This window comes from Aliiroseovarius sp. S253, assembly GCF_049800855.1.
Lineage (GTDB): Bacteria > Pseudomonadota > Alphaproteobacteria > Rhodobacterales > Rhodobacteraceae > Aliiroseovarius.
On sequence record NZ_JBNAFW010000002.1, the window covers coordinates 325,403 to 347,352 of the forward strand.

Here is a 21,950-nt window from a genome sequence, read left to right on the forward strand (position 1 = left end):
TTTATTCCGCTGGAGTTGGTGCGGCTTGAGTTGCCCGAGTCCGCTTCGGGGCCCCAACTCGCAGACGCCGATCTGACAAGGACAGTCCGCCGCCCAAGATCAGAAACGTAGCGCCCAACCAGATGAAATTGACAAGCGGCTCATAGAGAATGCGCAGCGTCCAGGCTCCGCTTAGCTCTGCATCTTCGGATGCCGGTTGGGCAATTGATGCGTATAGATCGCCAGCCAATGTGGACCGAATTGCGCTTTCAGTCGTCGAGCTTTCGGCAATTGGATAATAGCGTCGTTCGGGGAAAAGAGTTGTGACGGCCTGCCCATTGCGCGTGACCTCAAGCGTGCCACGATCGGCGAAATAGTTCGGACCCTGAACCCGATCAACCCCCTCGAATGTGACGTCGAACCCAGCGATCTCAATGGTGGTTCCGGGTACTACAAATGCGATCTCTTCAGATTTCCAGGCGCTGGAACCGATAAAGCCGAACATGGCCACCGCAAGGCCCGCATGGGCGATGGTCATACCATAAGACGCCCGCGGCAAGTTTCGGGCACGGCGCATCGCATCGGGAAACGGGACGTCGAACAAACGAATGCGCATCGCCCATTCGCGCAAAGTGGCGAACAACAGCCAAACGGCCAGCAAGATCGACAGATGTGCCAGCAACGGTCCACCTTCTTGCAGATACCAAATCACCAACGTCGCAACGATCGAGGCCAGTGCGACAAAGCGCACGCGTTGCAAAACACCGGCCAGATCCGCCCGCTTCCAACTTAGGAAAGGCCCCACCCCCATGAAAATGACCAAAGGCAGCATCATCGGAATGAATGAGGCGTTGAAGAACGGGGCGCCGACGGAAATCTTGTCCCCGGTGACGGCCTCAAGGAACAGTGGATAAAGCGTGCCGAACAACACTGTTCCGGTGGCCGCACCAAGGATCAGGTTGTTGACCAACAATCCGGCTTCGCGGCTGATCGGTTTGAACACCCCGCCCGCCTCCATCATAGGCGCACGCCACGCGTAGAGCGCCAGAGAACCACCGATCGACAGGGCAAGCAGAAGCAGAATATAGAGGCCACGCTCGGGATCGACTGCAAAGGCGTGAACGGACGTCAACAGCCCCGAGCGCACTACAAACGTTCCCAGTAAAGACAACGAAAAAGTCAGGATCGCCAGAAGGATCGTCCAGCTTTTGAACGCGTCTCGTTTTTCGGTAACAATCGCCGAGTGCAACAACGCGGTGCCAAGGAGCCACGGCATGAAGCTGACGTTTTCGACAGGATCCCAGAACCACCAGCCGCCCCAGCCGAGCTCGTAATAGGCCCACCACGAGCCAAGCACGATCCCCGCTGTCAGGAAAATCCACGCAGCCAATGTCCACGGACGGACCCAGCGTGCCCACGCCGCATCGACACGCCCCTCAAGCAAAGCCGCCACTGCAAACGAGAAGACGATCGAGAAACCGACATAGCCAAGGTACAGGAACGGCGGATGCAGGGCGAGGCCGACATCCTGCAGCAGCGGATTGAGGTCGTTCCCATCCGCAGGGGGGGGAAACACGCGATCAAACGGGTTCGACGTCAGCAGCATGAAAGATAGGAACCCCAAACTGATCCACGCCTGCACCGCCAAGGTGCGCGCCTTCAGGGTTTCGGGGATGTTGGAGCCAAACAGCGACACACCCGCGCCAAACAGGGTCAAAATCAGCACCCAAAGCAGAAGAGACCCTTCATGGCTGCCCCAGGTTCCCGAGATCTTGTAAAGCATTGGTTTGAGTGAATGCGAGTTTGACGCGACGTTGACCACAGTGAAATCGCTGACGACGAAACTTCTCATCAGAGCTGCAAACGCGATCCCAACCAACACAAGTTGCGCGATAGAGGTCGCCCGCGCCGATTGCATCCAAAGCAGTTTGCCGCGATTGGCGCCGACAAGCGGAAGCACGCTTTGGACAAGTGCCAACGCAAAAGCCAAAGCCAGGGCGAAGTGGCCGATTTCGGGTGTCATGATGCAATCCTATCAATAGGGCGCGGCAAGGTTGCCCCCATCCTCGAAAGGATAAGAGCTGTCCGGCGGGTTCAGTCTTTGAGTGCGGCTTTGCGTTTGCGGAATTCGTCTTCGTCGATTTCCCCTTTGGCAAAACGGGATTTGAGGATGTCCATTGCATCCGTAGATTTACTCCCGCCGGGACGGTCGCCGGCGAACCAGCGAACCGTCATCACGATCAGGGCTAGGATCACGCCCCAGAAAACCAGCATCATAAGCCCGCCAAACATTCCGTAGCCTCCTCCCCATGTCATATGCCCAAACCCTCGGCCCCAATCGTCCACCGAGTCTGCGTAGGCGACGTTTGACACAAGCAAAGCAGCAAGGGTCGTCGCACTGAGTTTCACGGTCATGTCAGTCTCCTTTCATTGGTTAGTCACCCGCGAACGGGATCGCGATCGTTGCTCGCAGCCCCCCTTCATCGCGGTTGGATAGCGAAATATCTCCACCATGGGCACGGATGATCGTCCGGGCGATGGACAGGCCCAGGCCGTGTCCGCCTGTCTCCAGAGATCGGGATTGTTCCAAGCGAAAGAATGGATCAAAGACCCGTTCCAGTTCCGGAGCTGGAATGCCTGGCCCATTGTCTTCAACGGTTATGATGAACTCGTCGTTTCGCGCTTGATGGCCGACCCGGGTCGCGCCTCCGTAGCGCTCGGCGTTTTCAATCACATTGCGCAATGCTCGTCGCAGGGCGTGGGGGCGAATTCGAGCCTCTGTGAACGGCCCCTCATCGAGGAGGAATGGTGTCACCATGTCCGATTTCAGCGCATCGAGGAATTCGCCGATATTGACGGTCTCCGGTTCCTCGGAGCCCGCAAGTCCCCGTGCAAAGGTCAACGTGGCTTCGACCATGGACTGCATCTCCTCGACAGAGGCGACAAGGCTTTCGCGGGTTTCTTCGTCATCAACCATTTCGGCCCGCACTCGCAATGCCGTGAGCGGAGACCGCAGATCATGTCCCAGGGCCGCAAGCAGTCGGGTTCTGTCCGCGACAAACCGGGTCAGACGATCCTGCATACGGTTGAACGTCAAGGTCAGGTCACGCACTTCGGTCGGGCCAACCATCGGCAAATCCGTGATGTCTTCACCCCGCCCCAATCGGTCGGCCGCGCTCACAAGCCGCCGCAACGGGCCGGTCAACCGGGTCATCAGGAACCAAAATATCACGATAAGTATGACAGCTGCGGACAGTGCAAAGGTCAGCATAGAATAGACAGGCCATTGGATTGGTGGCCGTTCAAATCGCGTTCCCACGTTCAACCAGCGCCCACCCGCAATGGCGATGGACAGGTTCATCTCGACCGCGGACAATTCGCCGCGCATCATGGCCATGTGCATTTCAGCCATCTCTTGCGAGAGATGTGGCAGCGGCAAAATCTGTCCTTCTATTTCATGCAGTTCGACGCGAATGTCGCGGCTGTAGCCATCTCCGAGCAGCGCCCTGATACGCCCTTCTACGAGCCCGCCGTCCGAATGATCGGTGTGTTGGACCGTCGGATCCTCAGACAGGTCAAAGCGAACCAGTGGTGAATTGGCAGCGCGCAGGATCGACACGCGCAAATCCTCAGGTGCTTCTTCGATCAAGCGTGCAACATTGGCAGCGCGCCCTGCGGCTTCAAACCCAAGAGCAGCACGAACTGCCAGGCTGCGCTCATCAGCAAAAAGCCAGAGGCTAATGAGCTGAGCTGCGGTTAAGGCGGCGACGACCAACAGGACAAGTTGAACCCGTAGAGTATTAAATGGTCTTGAATTCATTCCGCCACCTCAACATCGGCAGTGAGGCAATACCCGCCATTGCGGATGGTCTTGATAATTTTTGGACGTAGGATATCTGGCTCGATTTTGCGACGCAGCCGGCTGATTTGATTGTCTATTGTTCGGTCAAGTGGACCAGCAGCACGCCCCGCGGCCAGATCAAGCAGTTCATCCCGGCTGAGGATCATCCGAGGACGCTCAATCAGTACCAATAGCAGCTTGAAATCCGCATGGGTCAACGCCGTTTCTTCGCCGTCATCGCTCACAAGAACCTGTCGGTCGACATCCAATGACAAATGTGCAAATCGGACAGTCTTCCCGGCAAAGTCACCTGAAACTGTTTCAATCTGCGGGGCACGACGCAATACTGCCTTGATCCGAGCCAGCAGTTCGCGCGGGTTGAACGGTTTCGCGATATAGTCGTCTGCGCCGATCTCCAGCCCGACGATCCGATCCGTTTCCTCTCCCAACGCCGTCAGCATGATGATTGGGATGCTTTTCTCAGAGGCCAGTCGCTGGCAGACAGAAAGCCCGCTTTCGCCAGGCATCATGACGTCAAGCACCATCAAGTCGAAATGCCCCTTGGCCAATTTCGCATCCATATCCTGTGCATCCTTGGCAGAAGTGGCGCGCAGACCGTTTTTTTCCAGAAAGCGGGTTACGCTGTCCCGGATCTGCTGGTGATCGTCGACGACGAGGATATGCGGTGGGTTCGTCATGGTTTCTTTCTAAGCCATCTATTTGGGGGCGGTCAGACCCATTTTTGTCACCGATTGTATCAAGCTCTGGGCATTGCGACAGACGGTTACAATCCGATAGATGCGCGCCCTTCCGTTTCGATTTCTTATGCCGATATGTCTGAGAACACGAAACACGGAGAGGCTACGATGTTCAATATTGTCAAAACCACACTTGTACTTGCACTGATCACCAGCCCGGCTGGCGTGGCCTATGCCGACGCCGGTCATCACGACGCGGATAAGCCAGGTGCAGGGCAAACCATGCCGCAGAACCCGGCTGCCAAGGGTACGGAAATGGGGGCGACTGGCATGATGGGCCAAGCGGGCATGATGGGTGGCAACCATCATGAAATGATGCGGGGCATGATGAAAATGATGATGCAGATGCATGGTGGGATGATGGGCGCTGGTATGCATCAGATGGGCGCCAAAGGAATGATGAGCGGCACCGAGCAGATGGGTATGATGGATGAGGACATGATGTCTCTTATGCGTAGGTCGATGATGGGCCGCACTAACGCGGATAGTGACGGTGTCCTTTCGGGCGACGAGGTAAACGGGCAACTGCAGTCGATGCATGCAGATGCCGACACGGACGGCGACGGTGTCTTGTCACTTGAGGAATTCGAAATTCTGCACGCCGAAATCACCCGGTCGACGATGGTCGACCGTTTTCAACATCTCGACAATGATGGGGATGGCATGGTGACGACGGGTGAAATGACCGCCCCTGCCGACCGTATGGACATGCGCCCGTTGCCCCAAGGAACGATGGGTGACAATTTGGGAACTCAGAATAACTGAGTTCCCAATCGGGCGCACTCAGATGGGTGCGTCCAAGTTCCCGACCGGCATTGAATTACCCCCGAGGCCGGTCGGGGCGGAAATCCACAAGGAGAACCATCATGAGCTATACCTATGACCGCCTGCTTGCCGGAGTCGCAATCGATGACGCCGACATGCGGGTTCGCCATGCCCTGAGTGAAAAGGGGTTCGGCGTGTTGACCGAGATCGATGTCAAAGACACCATGAAAAAGAAGATCGACGTGGATATGGACGCCTATCGGATCCTGGGCGCGTGCAACCCCAACATGGCGCATCAGGCGATCGGGCTGGAGCCGCGTATCGGTGCCATGCTGCCCTGCAACGTCATCCTGCGCCAAGTCGAGGGCGGCACGGAAGTCAGTGCCGTCGACCCGGTCGCCTCCATGTCCGCGGTTAAGAACAGCTCTTTGCAAGACGTAGCCGGGCAAGTTCGCGACATGCTGCGCTTGGCGATTGATGTGGCCTGAGGAGGTACTATCTTGAGAATTGACCGTCGCCAAACGCTGGTTCTATTGGCAGCTTTTCCCACGCAGTTAGTGGCAACCTCGGCACTAGGGCAAACTGGGGAGATCTGGTCCGCAGCCGATGCCTTTGAGGCACTGACGAAGGACCGGATCAGGCTTCTTGATATTCGATCGCCAGAGGAATGGAGCGAAACGGGTGTCGCAGAACTGGCTTGGCCGGTCAGCCTGCATGACGAACGTTTTCCTGAACGCCTGTTCAAGGCACACGAGTTGGCAGATGGCCGCCCCGTCGCCATGATCTGCGCAACCGGGGGACGAAGCGGCGCCGTGATGCGTAACCTTCGCCGTTTGCGGTATGAAGGTTTCATTGATGTTTCCGAAGGCATGCTTGGATCGCGGGCTGGGACCGGATGGATAAAGGCGGGCCTGCCAGTTGTCAGCGCGCAGGTGGCAATCGCCGCTCTGCCTGACGTTCTGAAGTCGTAGTCGAAAGGGCAATTGATGAAACGCCGAACACTTCTTGGTGGACTTGCAGCCAGCACTTTTTTCTCGGGCACAGCGCCCGTGTCATGGGCTCTAGCAACGCCGAGACGTCTTACCATGCCACCACTCTTGGACGCCATGACATCTGGACGGGTCCGACTAGAGGCGCAAAAGGGGGGGACCACCTTTTCAGGTCCGTCCAGCGCTGACACTTGGGGCTTCAACCAACCGTTTCTGGGTCCAACCCTTCGAATGAAGACTGGTCAATCCACATTGACCGAAGTCAGAAACTCCCTGGATGAGCCGATTTCGGTTCACTGGCACGGGCTCCTGATCCCCGGTGAGGTCGATGGTGGTCCCCACCAGCCAATCGCGCCGGGCGCAACCTGGCGGCCAGAATTGCCTTTGAGCCAACAGGCGGCAACCGCTTGGTACCATTCTCACGTTCACGGCGCGACCGCCCGGCAGGTGCAAATGGGTTTGGCTGGCGTGCTTCAGATTGACGACGGCCAGGATGATGCGCGCGGGTTGCCATCGGAATATGGTGTTGATGACATAACTTTGGTTTTGCAGGACCGCCGTTTTACCCGTCGAGGTCAAATTGACCTGTCGCTGTCCATGCCCGAGAGCATGATGGGGTTTCTTGGCGACACGATCCTGGTGAATGGTCAAGTCGGTGCAACCGCTGTGGTTCCCAAAGGGATGGTTCGACTGAGACTGCTGAACGGTTCCAACGCGCGCATCTATACGCTCGCCTTATCAGACAGACGCCCGCTTTATCTGCTGGCCACAGACAGCGGCTATCTAGACCAACCGATCAGCTTGAAAAAACTGCGCCTCTCACCCGGCGAGCGCGCCGAGGTGCTTGTCGATTTCTCGGATGGGCGCGACGTGACGCTTACCTCGGACCACAATCCCAATACCGGCATGATGGGCGGCATGATGGGAGGTATGCGCCAGCAATCCGGGCAATTCTCTGTTCTGCCATTTTCCGTTGACCCTGCCCTCCCCGCAAGGATCACGCAATTGCCATCAGACCTAGGCGGCAGCCGCCCCAATGGTGATGCAACAAACGCGAAATGGAGGCGCCTGTCTCTGGACATGCCCATGGGCATGGGGATGATGTTTGGTCGCTCTGACAGGCGCTTTTCAATCAACGGGGATGCATATGACTTAGAGAAGATCAATTTCCATGTACCACGGGGATCTCTTGAGCGCTGGACGGTCAGCGCAGATATGATGATGCACCCATTTCATGTGCATGGCGTCAAATTTCAGGTCTTATCCGAAAATGGCCGTACGCCCCAGCGTCACAACACAGGTTGGAAAGACACCGTTCTGATCGACGGATCGGCCGATCTTCTGATCCGGTTCGACCAGCTTGCCCAAGCCGACGCACCCTTCATGTACCACTGCCACATCCTCGAACATGAAGACAGCGGGATGATGGGGCAGTTCACAGTAGGCTGATCCGCCACGTTTTGAGGGGAATGGGTCATACATGAAAGCAGGAAACCCGAGATGCAAGAAAGGAGCATGATCAGAAAAATTCCTACTGCCCTGGTGCTGCTTGGTGCTGCGGGCCTGATTGGATTTTGGGTGTGGTGGGCTCCGGACTGGGCGCAAGTGAACGCGGAAAACGTCAGGCAATGGGTGGAGGAGTTGGGCCTTTTCGGCCCCTTCGCGATCATTGCACTTATGGCCATAGCCGTCGTGGCAAGCCCTATTCCAAGTGCGCCAATTGCCCTGGCCGCCGGGGCTGCATTCGGGCATGTCACCGGCACGCTCTATGTGGCCATCGGGGCTGAAGTTGGCGCTCTGATTGCTTTTATGATTGCCCGCCTCCTGGGCAGGCAGGCTGTTGAAAGAATGCTTGGTCCGCGTGTCGGAGCAGGCCTTCTTGGTTCGCAAAATGCTTTGACGCTTGCGATTTTCGTCAGCCGCCTTCTGCCATTCGTGTCCTTTGATGCAATGAGCTACGCCGCCGGCCTAAGTCGCCTCCACCTGTGGCGTTTTCTCCTCGCAACATTGGCCGGAATTCTGCCCGCAAGCTTCGCATTGGCCCATCTGGGGGACGGAGCCCTGTCGGGTCAATTGGGCCCATCAACCTGGGTGGCCATAGGTCTTGGCCTATTGACCGCTGCACCAATTCTTTTTGTGGCGATGCGTCACAAGCCGGACGTTGTTCCCTTTGCCTCTCAATCGAAAGCTCCGAAATGACCCTTGCCGCCCTCGCCTTCCCCGAGATATCGCCAGAAATCTTCTCGATTGAAATCGGGACGATATCCTTTGCCCTCAGGTGGTACGCGCTTGCCTATATCGCAGGATTGCTTCTGGGGTGGCGACTATGCGCTCGGTTGATCCGTCAGGTTGAGTATTGGCCGGGTCACACACCGCCTTTGACATCGCAACAGCTGGAACAGTTGCTGAACTGGATTGTTCTCGGCGTAATTCTGGGTGGGCGGCTTGGTTTCGTGCTGTTCTATCAACCCGAATATTACTTGGCGCGACCATTGGAGATCCTCATGGTATGGCAAGGCGGAATGTCCTTCCATGGCGGTTTCCTGGGTGTCTCTGTTACCGCACTGGTATTTGCAAGGCGCAATCGATTGCGCGTTCTTGGTTTGGCCGACCTTCTGGCGCTTTCAGCCCCAATTGGTCTGTTTTTGGGTCGGCTTGCGAATTTCATTAACGCCGAACTGTGGGGGCGCCCAACATCCCTCCCGTGGGGCGTGATTTTTCCGGGCGAAGCCGCCCAGTCCTGCGCCGTGGTCATAGGGGTGTGCGCGCGCCACCCGTCACAGGTTTATGAAGCCGTGCTGGAAGGGCTGGTACTAGGGGCGGTCCTGCTAATCCTTGCCTTGCGGCGCGGATGGTTGCGTAGCCCAGGAGCCTTGACCGGAGTTTTCCTTGCAGGCTATGGCCTATCCCGCTTTTTGGTCGAGTTCGTCCGCCAACCTGACCTGCAATTTGTAACGGATACAAATCCGGTCGGTCATGCGCTGCATTTTTTTAATGGGGGGCTGACCATGGGACAACTCCTCTCCACACCCATGATTTTCGTCGGTGTCGCCTTGATCTGGTGGGCGCGCGCTGGACGGATCAGTCGGAAACCGAAGAAACATGCCGAAGTGGGTTGATCCTACCCCCACTGGAACCCCCACGCTTGACGCATAGATTGGAGAAAACGATGTCTGAAAAGTGCCACGATCATCATCACACCGATAGTCATCAAGACCACAATGAAAATCTAGACGGGAAACCGGGCTCTGCATTGACGGCTGTTGACCCCGTTTGCGGCATGAGCGTGGAGGTGACACACAAAACGCTCTCTATGGAGTCGGAAGGAGAGACCTACCACTTCTGTTCGGATCGATGCCTGACGCAGTTCAAAACCGATCCCTTGCTCTATGCATGGAGCGGTGGTGCGGATGGCAAGATGCATGAAGGGGCTCCCCGACTCCCTACCACAACTGGCGCGACGGGAACGCAGTGGACCTGTCCGATGCACCCGGAAATCATTCGCGATGAACCGGGGTCTTGCCCGATCTGCGGGATGGCACTCGAACCTGTCATTCCATCGGACGAACAAAGCGAAGAATTGACCGACTTCACACGTCGCATGTGGGTCAGCTCGGTTGCAGCCGTGCCTTTGATCGTTCTCACGATGGGAGAACTCGTCGGGCTTCCAGTGCGTGACTGGATTGGCCACCGGCTGGCAACATATGTCGAGTTTCTGCTTGCCACACCGATTATCCTTTGGGCAGCACAACCCTTTTTTGCGCGTGGATTTGCTTCGGTGCGAAACAGGTCGCCGAACATGTGGTCCTTGATCGCGCTTGGTGTTGGCGCTGCGTATATTTACTCCCTGTTTGCAACGTTCCTGCCCGGGATATTCCCGGAGCAATACCAATCTGATGCAGGAGTGGGCACCTACTTTGAGGCTGCGGTCGTGATCGTTGCTCTTGTGTTCGTGGGCCAGGTATTGGAATTGCGTGCGCGTGAACGCACAGGGGACGCTATCCGCGCCCTGCTTGACCTGGCGCCCAAGATGGCGCGGCGCATCCTGTCCGATGGCGTCGAACAGGACGTGCCACTTGAGCAAGTGATTGTAGGGGATCTGCTGCGGGTCCGGCCGGGCGACAGTATTCCGGTCGATGCGACCGTGGTCGAAGGCTATTCTTCGATCGACGAAAGCATGATCACCGGAGAACCCGTGCCTGTGGAAAAATCAGAAGGCGACCGGGTGACCGGCGGGACGATCAACAAGAATGGTTCTCTTGCCGTTCGCGCGACCCAGGTCGGAGCTGACACCGTCCTGTCGCAGATCGTCGAGATGGTCGCAGGCGCGCGCCGTTCGCGCGCGCCCATCCAGGGTCTCGCGGATCGGGTTTCTTCGGTGTTTGTGCCAACCGTCGTTGTCATTGCCATCGTCGCCTTCGTTACATGGCTGCTGCTTGGCCCCGATCCAGCTCTGGCCTTTGCAATCGCCTCGGCGGTTTCGGTGTTAATCATCGCCTGCCCCTGCGCGCTTGGGCTGGCAACACCAATTTCAATTACCACGGCAGCTGGACGTGGTGCCCAGGCTGGGGTTTTGATCAAGGACGCTGAAGCGCTTGAACGCATGGCGCGCGTCGACACGATCATCGTGGATAAAACCGGCACCCTGACACTTGGTAGGCCAGAGCTTACCAATGTCGTGGCTCTTTCGAACCTAGCGAGCGACTACGTTTTGATGCTTGCCGCAGCCCTGGAACTAGGGTCGGAGCATCCGTTGGCAGAGGCGATTGTCGAAGGGGCGCGTGGACGCGGGCTAAAACTGCCAAAAGCGGATCATTTCGAAGCGGTAACCGGGAAAGGGGTTCAAGGAACTGTCGAAGGTCAGTCGGTCGCGCTTGGCAATTCCGCGATGATGCAGCTTTTGAATATCGAAACTATAGGAATCGAGGACTCCATGGATGCCCTGCGGGTCGAAGGCAAGACGGCGATGTTTGTCGCGCTGGACGGTGCCCTTGCAGGAGTTGTCGCGGTTGCCGACCCAATCAAGCCTACAACGGCTGGCGCTATTCGCGATCTGCACGACCTTGGCCTCAGGGTGATCATGGCGACCGGAGACAACCAACGCACCGCCGAGGCGGTCGCCGGCAAACTCGGAATTGATGACGTTCGCGCCGGTGTTCTACCTGAAGACAAGAAGGCCCTTGTGGAAGAACTGCACGCCGCTGGCCATCGCGTGGCCATGGCCGGGGATGGTGTCAATGACGCCCCTGCCCTGGCCACGGCCGATGTCGGGATCGCGATGGGGACCGGGGCCGATGTCGCTGTGGAAAACGCTGGGATCACCCTGCTAGGTGGAGACTTGATGGGCATCGTTCGAGCACGCAAATTGGCAAAGGCAACGCTTCGCAACATCAAGCAAAATCTGTTCTTCGCCTTTGCCTACAACGCCGCAGGCGTCCCGATCGCCGCCGGCGTACTCTATCCGATGCTCGGACTGTTGCTGTCGCCAATGATTGCAGCTGCCGCAATGAGCCTGTCTTCTGTTTCAGTGATCTCAAATGCGTTGCGTTTGCGGAGAGTCAAGCTCTGAATCTGGGGTTCAAGGCCATGGCAGCTTCATGCATTCCATTGGCCGATAGTCCGGCGTAAATTCGTATGGTGCTTTTCTTGGTGCGGATCGGCACTTCGACTGCTGTAGGATTATCCTGATCCGGCGCGGGGGGCAGGTTGTTCATGTGATCGACACCAATTGGAAGCGAATTAGCTCACATATCGACGACCGAAAGCAAGGGGTTTCCCAAGCCGATGTCTATCAGATGATGGCCTATGCACATCTATACAAAGCGCCTCGGTTGTCGCTGCTATATCCGCATCATGACGGTCTTTCAGCCGAAGAAGGCGTTCAGGCTCAATTTCAGATATCGGGTCAATCGACGATCATCGAAACAGCAAGTGTGGATGTCGCAAATGGTACTGACATCACCGCTCGTCTAGGTGAATTGATCGCGTCGACAACAGGCAATGCGGCGCAACGTGCTTTGCTTACATAATCACCACCAGGAGTAGTTCTCGATGTGGGTAAACACTAAGCTTCTACCGCTTACTCATTGAGTTCTGAAGCCATGACCTAACAGGTGTCAAAGCGAAAAGCACTCCCGCCAGAATCGATAAAAGAGCGATCGAAGAAAGCGTGACGAGCACCATCGCATTTTGAAGAAGACCGCCCGTATAAGGTTGGTCTGCATAAAAGTCGAAGTAGATCACACCAACTACGAATGCGATCATTGCTGCGCAATAGACATACACTGAACGCTCGTGTTGCGTGTCTACCTTGCGATACACTCGCTCAAGTACGGCCTGTTTTTGAGCGCGCCATGTTTTGCTAGGTCCATTCATTCTCTTACTCCCGTAATAGCTCGATCCAAGTGTGAACGTCGTCCTCTCGAATGTCGCGCCCTTCCAGATGAGATTGGTACCAGCGGGCCACAATAGCACCAAATTTTTCACTTTTGATCTCAATGCCTTCTTCGCTGAGATACTTGTCGAGCGAAGCGCTAATTCTCTTAAGAGCATCGAAATCATGTCCGGTTCGGATGGATTTGGTGCCCAGTAGTACCCAGGCGACGTCGATTTCATAGCGACCTTGCATTTTGACGAGAGCCTCGACAGGGACGCCACGCTTGCCTTTTTCGTAGCTGTGATAGGCACGGTGCGACACGCCGATGGCTTCCGCCATCGCAGCCTGCGAAACGCCAATTTCATTGCGACAAATCGCAAGGCGAGCACCTATTTCTGCAAACAATTCAGCATCGTCTCGCGCCATGCAAGTTTCCCAATTGACGGTCACGTAATTTTGTATAAATATGGAACAAAATGACGTACATTTACATTTGAACTCATCTCACCACGTCAGAAGGTACATAACAAGCGATTCTATGCGTGGCGTAGATTTAACTAAGGCGGACAAGGACGACTGAAAATGGCAGATACCAACTATTCAGACAGCTCTCAGATCCTGGGGCTTGGGAAAACGCCCGCGCAGTGGGTCGAAGTCATGGCTGGGATGGGGATCGATATTTCAGAGCGTACGCTGCGCGAGCGGGCAAATGAGACGGGCGCATACTATCGCCTTGGGCGAACCATGCTGATCACACCCGCACAGATTGATACGATTTTTGAAGGAGGCCAGTCATGCCGCTCAAAATCATCGAGAGGGGGCGTTTCTTTTACGCCTACGGCAAGGTCGAATACAACGGCCGCCCGATCACTGGCACATACCGACACAGCACTCACTCGACTACAAAAGCAGGCGCAGAGGACTGGGTAGCTCGCGAAACGGAAGCCCAAATCCGTCAATATCTTCTCGGAGATGAGCCAAGCAAAACGTTTTCAGATGCGATCATGCTATATAACGCTTCACCGAAGGCGGCAAAGCAGTTGATTCCTATCGTTGAGGAAATCGGAAATATGCCGCTGCGTGTGATATCCGGCGCGCTGCTGAAGGGGTTGGGTCCAAAGCTGAAGCCGAAGGCTTCTACCGATACGTGGTGGCGCGAGATCGTGACACCTGCCAGCGCGGTCATAAATAATGCGCACGAACTGGAAGGTACGCCGCTTATCCGGGTAAAGCCCTACGACAAGTTTGAACGGATCGCTCAAGACAAGCGGCGCGGGAAGCTTAGCCGTGTGGAGCGCACGCCAGCAGATAAGGAATGGATCGAGGCATTTTGTCGGGCCGCTGACCCCTACAATGCCGCGCTGGTCCGTTTCATGTTCGAAACGGCTGCGCGGATTGATCAGGCCGTATCACTGGAGCCTGACGACCTACGGCCACACGAAAACAAAGTTCGTGTAAAAGCTCAGAAGGGCCATCCGGAGAGTTGGATCACCGTTTCGCCTCAGATGATGGACGAGCTGCTCGCCCTGCCGCAAAAGCGGCCCAAAAACCGGAAGACCGGCAAGCTCATGAAACCGCGTGTGTTCGGCTATGGTAGTTCGACTGGGTACAACACGCGCTGGAAGACGATCTGCAAGCGGGCGGGTATTCAGTATCTGTCTGCGCACCCGGCTGGGCGGCATGGGTTCTTTACTGAATTAGTCGTTCGACAGGGTGTCGATCCCGTTACTGCAGCAAAGGCAGGTCGTTGGGCCGACCCCAATTTACCAATGCGGATTTATGCCCACGCGGAGACCGATGAGGCTGACATCAGGGCACGTTTTCGTACAAACCTTGTACAGGAAGACCCTGTACAAACACCCAAGCATCAGAAATCAAGAAAGGAATAACGCCATGAACGGTTCCCTCCTAAGGGGCAGGTTGCAGGTTCGAATCCTGCCGGGGTCGCCAAGAACACCTGAAAATATGGCTTGATTGCTGGGCATTGCGACCGAGCTCGCGGAGCGTTCCGAGCGGTTTCGTACAAATCCGTACAAGTGTAACGGTTCCGACAAAACGTGCAGGCCCAACGCCATAGACCAAGGGGTCTAAGCGCCGCTTACATCAGTCAGCGAAAGCGGCCTGATTTACTACCGCGCACTACCTTCACGGTCGAAAAACTGCAATCTCATCCATAGTAGCCAGTGTTCGCGGCAACAGAGTAAGTCCTGTATCGGAAACTCTCCTGTCAAAGCCTAGCTGCCCAGAGACAGAGAAACGGACCGCGACGCGATAAGGCCTCAAGGCAGAAGGGGGTGATTGAAATTCAACCACCCCTTTCTTTTTTCTAGCAGCCAGAGCTGTCGGGTGGGCTTAGAAGTTCAGCTTAATCGCACCCTCGACACCCAGACGTCCTTCGTTGTCGACATTTGCCTCACCGCTCAGCAGAACGCCGTTGCGAAGACGTTTGGCGATGCTGGCTTTCACCTGCCAACTTGAATATCCGCTTCCGCGCTCCCCATCGAGTTTGAGCGAGTAGATCAAGTCGCTTTCCTCATCGGCATTCGAAAGCTCGATCGAACCACCGATCCCACATCCACGCTCTTCAAGACCGAAGGAATGATAGCAGGCGATACGGGGCGTCAGAGCCAGAAGCGTTTGGTTGTTGTTGATGAGATACTCATCGCGAACTTCCAGGAACAGACGACCGCCAGAGACTTCGCCCAGCTCGAACACATCCGATTGGCTCACCGCGCCTAGGCTGGAGACAACGCTGACGTCAGCGCCCGGTGCATATGCAAAGTCAAAGCCAAAGCGCGGCGTTACGGTCCGGTTGCCGAACTTCATCTCGCCGGACAGGGCCGCGCCTGCGAACACAGCGAAATACTGATAGTCGCCCTCGGCGTTGATCGTGCCAATGTCACGCTCAAAGTCCAAGTTGAACTTGTGCTTACCTGCGGCTGCACCAAGGTAGTAATCAAGGAACAGTCCATTGCGCAATCTGTCCGCGCCATAGATGCCGCCATTGATGCCGAAGCCCTCGATCTCGCCGGTGGCAAGATTGGTGATCTCGTTCCGGGTGCCATAGAGACCAATAAAGTAGCCGCGTACACTGTCCTCATCCGTGAACCGCTCGCGTCGGTACGACAGGTTGACCATGCTCTGAGACTGACCTTGATCGGTCTCAAGATGGCTCAACGACCCTTCCACGATCGACCACGCATCACTGCGGCAGTCATACGTTTCATGGCGCAGAGAGCCATCGATGCGCATCCCGAACTCGTTCTGCGTGACATCAAGCTTTCTGATTGCGTCAGGGCTATCCGAACACACAGGCTGATACTGCGCCTCTTCCAGTGGACGGAACTCCACGCGGCGGTTCTTGGCTTTACCTGCAGCGGTGGCGTTGCTCGCGATTGGCTGGCGTTCGCCATAGCCGCGCGCGATATAACCGGTGGTGTCAACGCCACGCTCGGCCAGCGCACGAAGCACTGCTTCGACACGACGCTGGCTTAGACGAAGGTTATAGGCGTCCGATGCATCACTGTCCGTATGACCTGCGATCTCGAAAGCACTGCCTTCACAGGTGCCCAGGATCTCGGCAATCTCATCCAGAATGCGATCGCTTTCGGGCTTGATAATCGCCTTGTCGGTATCAAACAGGATGTCCTCTTCCGTCAGTTTCGCGTTCACATCTGCAAGACAGGCCTGGCCGGTACGGCTGCGAAGACGATCCAAAGCGCCAGCGGCATAGCTGCTCATCTGCTTGCTTTGCTGGTTCAACGTTGCAGCAAGATCGTCCTCAAGGATCGTTTCCAGGTCTTTGCGGATCAGCGACAGAAGATCGACGTCATCCACCACAATCATAGCAACAGCCGTGTCGCAGTTCGCCGGGTTCAGATCCTCACAGATCTCGTAGGTATAGAGATAGGTGCCTGCCGTCGTTCCGGCAGAAACGATGATCTCACCTGCGGCATTCATCGTGATCGACCCATCGGTCGGGATCGTATCCAGTCCCAGCGCCGTCGTCCCATCAGAAGCCGTGCCCGTTGAGGTCAGCGTGATATCCGCTGGATCAACAGTCACGCCGTTCAGCGTATCATTGTCCAGAACAGAAGCTGTCGACCCACCAGTCACACCATTCACAGACGCCGGCGTGTCGTCATTGGCCACGATCGGCGCTGGATCAACAACAACCGTTGCCGTCGCCGTGTCACAGTTCGCCGGGTTCAGAACCTCACAGATCGTATAGGGATAGCTATAGGTGCCGGCCGTCGTGCCCGCCGCAACCGTAATGGTGCCATCCGTATTCATCGTGATCGATCCCGCAGCCGGGCTCGGTGCCGTGCCAGGGGTCAGCGCCACATCCGTGCCAATCTCCGGATCCGTCACACCGTTCAGCGTGTCATTGGCCACAACATTCGGGAGCGTCGCCCCGGTTGCGCCATTCACAGACGCCGGCGTGTCGTCATTGGCCACGATCGGGGTCGGAACGTTAACACTGATAGATGTAATTGTTTGGTTGTTTGCCGCCGAACCTACAGCACCGCCATTGCGGTCGTTGATAGCGCCAGTTTGTCCGGTAAACGCCACGGAAGTTGCGGTGTTCGCAATCGGCAGAAGATAATCAAAAGTACATTCGATTTCATTCGATCCGCTAAGTTCCGATATGTCGGCGAGCGGCGTTGGCGAACATGACAACGAAGAAATGGTGCCCGCAGAAGCAGTAGGCGCACAGCTTGCATTACGCGCAAAGTTCGGCCCGTTGTTCGTACAGGTCAGAGTCAGGCCGGTATAGGTTGTACCTTTGTCGATCGAAGCAGGCATGGACGAAAACGCAGGCGTCATGTCCGAGGTTTCCCCTGATACACTCAAGAACCAACCTTCCGCCCCGTTGCTTGGCCAAGCTACAGAGTCTGGGCTTTCCATATAGACGCGAAAGTACACGCGCGTCACGGCATCACCGGTAATCCGGACTGACCCACACGCGGCGCCGTTGGCACCTGCACTACAGCTGGTGCCCGAGGATCCACCGTTTGACGGCGTCGCAGCATTGATCGAGCTGCCCGAAACAGATAGCTGCCCATTGCTGGACAGAAGCGAAGCACCGGTCACGCCGATGGATGCACCGGGGACAAGATCCAGTTCGGCCGAGAAGTTCTTGCCTCCCGCAACACCACCCAAGCCGGCAACGTGAACAACCACGTTGGAAACGGGGGTATTAAAGTCCAGTTGAAGGTCGGCGAAATAGTTCCGGCCGTTGGTGGGCGCACCGTTCACCCGCATCCCGTTGGTCTGTGCTTCAAGCAGGAAAGCATGGTTCGCCGACACGTTGATACCGGTTCCGGGTGCGACGATGGGAAGAGACGTGAAGTGGCCACTCTGGGCACCGCCAAACAGGCTCAAAGGCGCGACATGGGGGTCGCCCGGAAAGGTGCCGCCGATCATGATACCGTTTGAAACAAAATTCGATGAATTCGCGAACTGTTGGTTCAACACACGTAGTGTCGCTGTCGGCGTTAACGCTGAAATTGCCGAGGCCGTATTTCCAGACGGGTTGTTGGGGTTGTTCAGCAGATTAATGGCTACGGGACCTTGGGTCGGCGATGCCGGTGCGGTTCCGCCGCCACCTGCAAATATCTCGGTCGCAGATTGTGAAAATGCCGCGCCACCCATCATCAGAACCATCAAGATCATTACCTTGAGATTCATCATAAGCTTACCCATGTCGCCGTCGCCCCAAACAATTTTAAATAGTTATTCGTGGCTCAGTACCACCTCTGCACTTCAATGGAAGTTTTGTGGCGAGAGTTAGGCAAAATTTGAGAAAAATTGTTGTCTTACAAGCACATACAATCAAGGGTTGTGTTTTGGAATTGTGATTCTTTGCTAAGGTTGTGTTCGACAAAATACTTGCGATCGCAAGTCTGTCCAACGACGCCGATCCGACAGGTTGTTTAGAGACGGGACAAACCGCACCCCGCCTTCACCTCGATCCATTGGAAGTTGGACGCAATCCAATCGGACTTGGGTCGCTTTTGCGCCATTTTTGGCCCACCGCTTTCAAAACATCGGTGGACCAATTCAACTAGAGAGACTTGCTACTTCACTATATCCAGTTCGCTGCCTTCAGGCACTGGAATAAGAGCGCGCTGGCAGATCCTAATCCCCTTGAACTGAAGGCCTTATTAATTCAAAGTCACCTCCAAGCAGCGCAAGCGCAGAAATCAGGAAAAAACATGGCAAATTCGACTTTTGGAAACGTAACGGCTGGCGTTAAGTTGGTGATCTGGGACCTAGACGAAACGCTTTGGCAGGGTACGCTTTCCGAGGAAGGGATTAAGTCTGTTCAGTCCCATATCGACATGATCCGTACCTTGGTCGATCGCGGTATCATGTGTTCGATTTGCTCTAAAAACGATTTTGATCAAGCCAAGAAAGCCGTTGAAGAGCTTGGGATCTGGGATCTGTTTGTCTTTCCGCATATCGCTTGGTCACCGAAGGGTCAGGCGATCCAGAAAATGATCTTGGACATGGGTCTTCGGGACGAGAATGTTTTGTTTCTGGATGACAACCACCTGAACCTCGAAGAAGCTCGGTTCTTCAACGAGAACCTAATGGTAGTTGATGCCAGCCAATCTCTTGACGGTCTGCTGGAGTTGCCACAGCTGGCCGGAAAAGATGACAGCAAGCATAGCCGGCTGGCGCAGTACAAAGTCATGGAGCAAAAACAGACTGAACAGTCTGACAAGGGACTGTCCAACACTGAATTTTTGCGTCAATCGGACATCAAGATCCGCGTCGTCACGGACATTGAAAACCATATGGATCGGGTCTTGGAGCTGCTCAACCGGACCAACCAGCTGAACTTCACCAAAGTTCGGGCCAACACCCCAAAAGAACGCGCAGACCTTGATGAATTGCTGGCGGTCTCAGGGATGCATGCCGGCCTCGTCGAGGTCCAAGACCGATACGGTGACTACGGCATCGTGGGCTTTTTCCTTGTGCGAACTAAGTTTTCCGGCACGACAGTGCATCATCTGGCCTTCTCTTGTCGCACGCTCAACATGGGTGTGGAGCAATGGGTGTGGAACTACCTTGGCCGGCCCGAATTTGAGATTGCCGGGCCCGTTGCTGGTGATCTTAAAGAGCCCGAAGTGGTTGATTGGATTACCGAAGTTAACGAATTCGATCCTGACGCCAATCAAGCCGAAGAGCGCCGCCTTTGCATGGTCGGCGGCTGTGACCTTTTGCAGGTTTCTTTCTATTGCGGGACCAACCGTGACGAGTTTGTGAACAAGCAAGACGACCAAGGCATGTTGGTTCGCTATGACGACGTGGGTTTCTTTATTAACCCGCGCGACAACATGCTGAAGCACTCCAAAGCCGTTGAGCGGTTCATGGGGTACAGCTATCAAGATATGTTGGATTTGGATGCCGCTTTGGGAGAGGCGGATCTGATTTTGTTGTCGATGTTTTTCTCGGTGCCATCCGACTTGCTGTTCACCTACGGCGGCGGCGAGTTTGGAGGGAAGTATTGGGGCACCGTGCCACCGCGTCGTTTCAAGAAAATGATGCGCGACCATGATACGGCCATGCGCTTTGCAAAGGAAATGTTCCATCGACGTCTGCCGCTGGAAGAAAGATTGGAGCTAACCCGCAAGTCTTTTGAACATGCACACAATCAGCGGGATCAGAAGACTCCGTTGTTTATTCTGAGCGCCGCCACTGAACATGGAGCACAGGCCGAGCGATCCTTTGATATCCGCGTCGCGTTCAACGACATGTGTCGCGCCTTTTGTGAACAGACTCCAAATACCATCTTTGTAGATGTCGACAGCCTGCTTGAACCGGAAGAGTTTGCCGACAGCGATCACTACACCCGCACCGGGTACTTCAAGATCGCCGATTTTGTGAACAAAGAGTCGAGCCGAATTCTGAGTGGCGCCCCGCGTGAATCCACAAAATCAGTCAAAGCGCAAAAGGTTGCCCCACAGGCTCCGAAACCTGTGGTTTCAGAACCGCCAGAAGTTGTAGCAACTCCTAAGGCGACTGCCGCTCCTCAGGCACCAGCAGCCCCTCAGGCAATTAAAAATAAAAAAGAGGATGCTCTAGAGGCACCAGTTGAGACGGAGCTCACCTTAGAAGACGTTCCGCCGCAAAATCATGCTCACGTGCAGTCTAAAGTTGATGTTCCGGATTTTGTGCCATCCGAGATTGGCGCCCTTGAAGCCCCCTCGAAGATGGAGCGCTACATGGGTTTCTTGGTTCAGGAATGGGCCAAGTTGGCGAAGACGTCTTTGCTTGATCCAGCGCTTCACCCTGTGTCCCAGACCAACGTTCTGGATTATACCGTTGATACCGTCGGACAAAGCGACGGTCTGCGTCTTGAATTTGGTGTTTGGCGCGGCAACTCCATCAAACGATGTTCAACTCGCTTCCCGGATCAGCACTGGTATGGCTTTGACAGTTTTGAAGGTTTTCCTGACGACGGACGTGTCGATTGGCAGAAGCCATTCAAAGTGATCCGGCTGCCCGATACCGGGGACAATGTGACACTGGTCAAAGGTTATTTCTCGGATACCCTGGATCCTTTCTTGGCTGATACGCCTGGTGAAGTGGCTTTTGTCAACGTCGACTGCGATATCTATTCGTCTACGGTCGATATCTTTACAGCCCTTGAAAAACACAAACGCATGCGTGCTGGGTTGGTGATCTATTTCGATGAGCTGATCAACTATTCCGACTACATGTGGAACGAAAGCTTAGCTTTGTTTGAAATGTGTGAACGCACCGGGCTGGGTGTCGAGTGGATTTGCTGCGACCATAAGCTGCGCCAACCCGAACAAACGGCCACGCACTTCCATAATGGCGATCACCCCACTTGGAATGATGATATGAAGGAAGGCTACTGGATGCAGGCCAGCTGTCGCCTGATTGAAGGTGGAATTGATTGCGGCCCGATGCACGACCCGGCCTACCGAGAGAAGCTGAGATGGATGATCGAAGGGTTCGACGCTCAGGAACAGCGCCGCTTGCAGTCTTTGCGCGACCGCAACGCGCGTCTGGATGAGATGGAAGAAGAGCGCAAACGCCGCTATATCGAACGTAAGAAGCTCGAAAAACAGCGGCAGAAAGAAAATTTGGAGCGCCGCCGGCAGGAAGCGAACGCCCAGAGAAATTAAATGTCTTTGACAAAAAATACCGTGCTAAACGGCTCCATCACCGCAATCGGGAAATTGAATGCGGGTCGATTGGAGCAC

The 21,950-nt window shown here is 55.5% G+C and carries 17 protein-coding genes; 10 read left to right on the forward strand and 7 right to left on the reverse strand.

The annotated features are described in order from the left end of the window. Position 1: 1 nt before the first annotated feature. The 4 genes from ACP15F_RS13115 to ACP15F_RS13130 form a co-directional block, all read right to left on the reverse strand. On the reverse strand, positions 2–2,002 hold the full coding sequence (locus ACP15F_RS13115) for a heme lyase CcmF/NrfE family subunit (protein ID WP_424941274.1): 2,001 nt from the start codon (positions 2,000–2,002) through the stop codon (positions 2–4). A gap of 71 nt (positions 2,003–2,073) precedes the next feature. Then, complete coding sequence (locus ACP15F_RS13120; RefSeq protein WP_424941275.1) at positions 2,074–2,394, reverse strand: SHOCT domain-containing protein; 321 nt, start codon at positions 2,392–2,394, stop codon at positions 2,074–2,076. Between the two features lie 19 nt (positions 2,395–2,413). Beyond that, positions 2,414–3,799 carry an ATP-binding protein gene (locus ACP15F_RS13125; RefSeq protein WP_424941276.1) on the reverse strand — a complete coding sequence of 462 codons (1,386 nt, stop codon included), beginning with the start codon at positions 3,797–3,799 and terminating at the stop codon, positions 2,414–2,416. Then, entirely contained in the window at positions 3,796–4,518 is a 723-nt protein-coding gene (locus ACP15F_RS13130) for a response regulator (protein ID WP_424941277.1), read from the reverse strand. Before ACP15F_RS13130 ends, ACP15F_RS13125 begins: the two co-directional genes overlap by 4 nt. A gap of 168 nt (positions 4,519–4,686) precedes the next feature. On the opposite strand from ACP15F_RS13130, the gene ACP15F_RS13135 reads away from it, so the two are divergent. From ACP15F_RS13135 to ACP15F_RS13170, 8 genes are all read left to right on the forward strand, one after another. Beyond that, positions 4,687–5,343, forward strand: coding sequence for an EF-hand domain-containing protein (locus ACP15F_RS13135; RefSeq protein ID WP_424941278.1), 657 nt, complete (start codon positions 4,687–4,689; stop codon positions 5,341–5,343). Positions 5,344–5,444: 101 nt separating this feature from the next. Further along, positions 5,445–5,831 carry a DUF302 domain-containing protein gene (locus ACP15F_RS13140; RefSeq protein ID WP_424941279.1) on the forward strand — a complete coding sequence of 129 codons (387 nt, stop codon included), beginning with the start codon at positions 5,445–5,447 and terminating at the stop codon, positions 5,829–5,831. Between the two features lie 12 nt (positions 5,832–5,843). Next, positions 5,844–6,314 carry a rhodanese-like domain-containing protein gene (locus ACP15F_RS13145; RefSeq protein WP_424941280.1) on the forward strand — a complete coding sequence of 157 codons (471 nt, stop codon included), beginning with the start codon at positions 5,844–5,846 and terminating at the stop codon, positions 6,312–6,314. A 15-nt stretch (positions 6,315–6,329) separates the two neighbouring features. Further along, positions 6,330–7,781 (forward strand): multicopper oxidase domain-containing protein, encoded by a 1,452-nt coding sequence (locus ACP15F_RS13150; RefSeq protein ID WP_424941281.1) that lies wholly within the window; start codon positions 6,330–6,332, stop codon positions 7,779–7,781. A gap of 66 nt (positions 7,782–7,847) precedes the next feature. After that, positions 7,848–8,531 (forward strand): TVP38/TMEM64 family protein, encoded by a 684-nt coding sequence (locus ACP15F_RS13155; RefSeq protein WP_424941282.1) that lies wholly within the window; start codon positions 7,848–7,850, stop codon positions 8,529–8,531. Then, positions 8,528–9,451, forward strand: coding sequence for a prolipoprotein diacylglyceryl transferase (lgt, locus tag ACP15F_RS13160; RefSeq protein ID WP_424941283.1), 924 nt, complete (start codon positions 8,528–8,530; stop codon positions 9,449–9,451). Before ACP15F_RS13155 ends, lgt begins: the two co-directional genes overlap by 4 nt. Positions 9,452–9,501: 50 nt before the next feature. Then, positions 9,502–11,901, forward strand: coding sequence for a heavy metal translocating P-type ATPase (locus ACP15F_RS13165; protein ID WP_424941284.1), 2,400 nt, complete (start codon positions 9,502–9,504; stop codon positions 11,899–11,901). Positions 11,902–12,019: 118 nt separating this feature from the next. Beyond that, positions 12,020–12,361, forward strand: coding sequence for a 5-methylcytosine restriction system specificity protein McrC (locus ACP15F_RS13170; RefSeq protein WP_424941635.1), 342 nt, complete (start codon positions 12,020–12,022; stop codon positions 12,359–12,361). 43 nt (positions 12,362–12,404) lie between these two features. Here the strand turns inward: ACP15F_RS13170 and ACP15F_RS13175 are convergent, their stop codons facing one another. Next, positions 12,405–12,707 (reverse strand): hypothetical protein, encoded by a 303-nt coding sequence (locus ACP15F_RS13175; RefSeq protein WP_424941285.1) that lies wholly within the window; start codon positions 12,705–12,707, stop codon positions 12,405–12,407. Positions 12,708–12,711: 4 nt separating this feature from the next. Beyond that, positions 12,712–13,134, reverse strand: coding sequence for a helix-turn-helix domain-containing protein (locus tag ACP15F_RS13180; RefSeq protein WP_424941286.1), 423 nt, complete (start codon positions 13,132–13,134; stop codon positions 12,712–12,714). Between the two features lie 368 nt (positions 13,135–13,502). Between ACP15F_RS13180 and ACP15F_RS13185 the strand changes: the two genes are divergently transcribed. Next, positions 13,503–14,597, forward strand: a complete 1,095-nt coding sequence (locus ACP15F_RS13185) for a tyrosine-type recombinase/integrase (protein WP_424941287.1) — start codon at positions 13,503–13,505, stop codon at positions 14,595–14,597. A gap of 463 nt (positions 14,598–15,060) precedes the next feature. Here ACP15F_RS13185 and ACP15F_RS13190 read toward each other — a convergent pair whose 3' ends face one another. Continuing rightward, positions 15,061–18,402, reverse strand: a complete 3,342-nt coding sequence (locus ACP15F_RS13190; protein ID WP_424941288.1) for an OmpA family protein — start codon at positions 18,400–18,402, stop codon at positions 15,061–15,063. Between the two features lie 524 nt (positions 18,403–18,926). On the opposite strand from ACP15F_RS13190, the gene ACP15F_RS13195 reads away from it, so the two are divergent. Then, positions 18,927–21,872, forward strand: coding sequence for an HAD-IIIC family phosphatase (locus ACP15F_RS13195; RefSeq protein ID WP_424941289.1), 2,946 nt, complete (start codon positions 18,927–18,929; stop codon positions 21,870–21,872). Positions 21,873–21,950 lie beyond the last annotated feature (78 nt).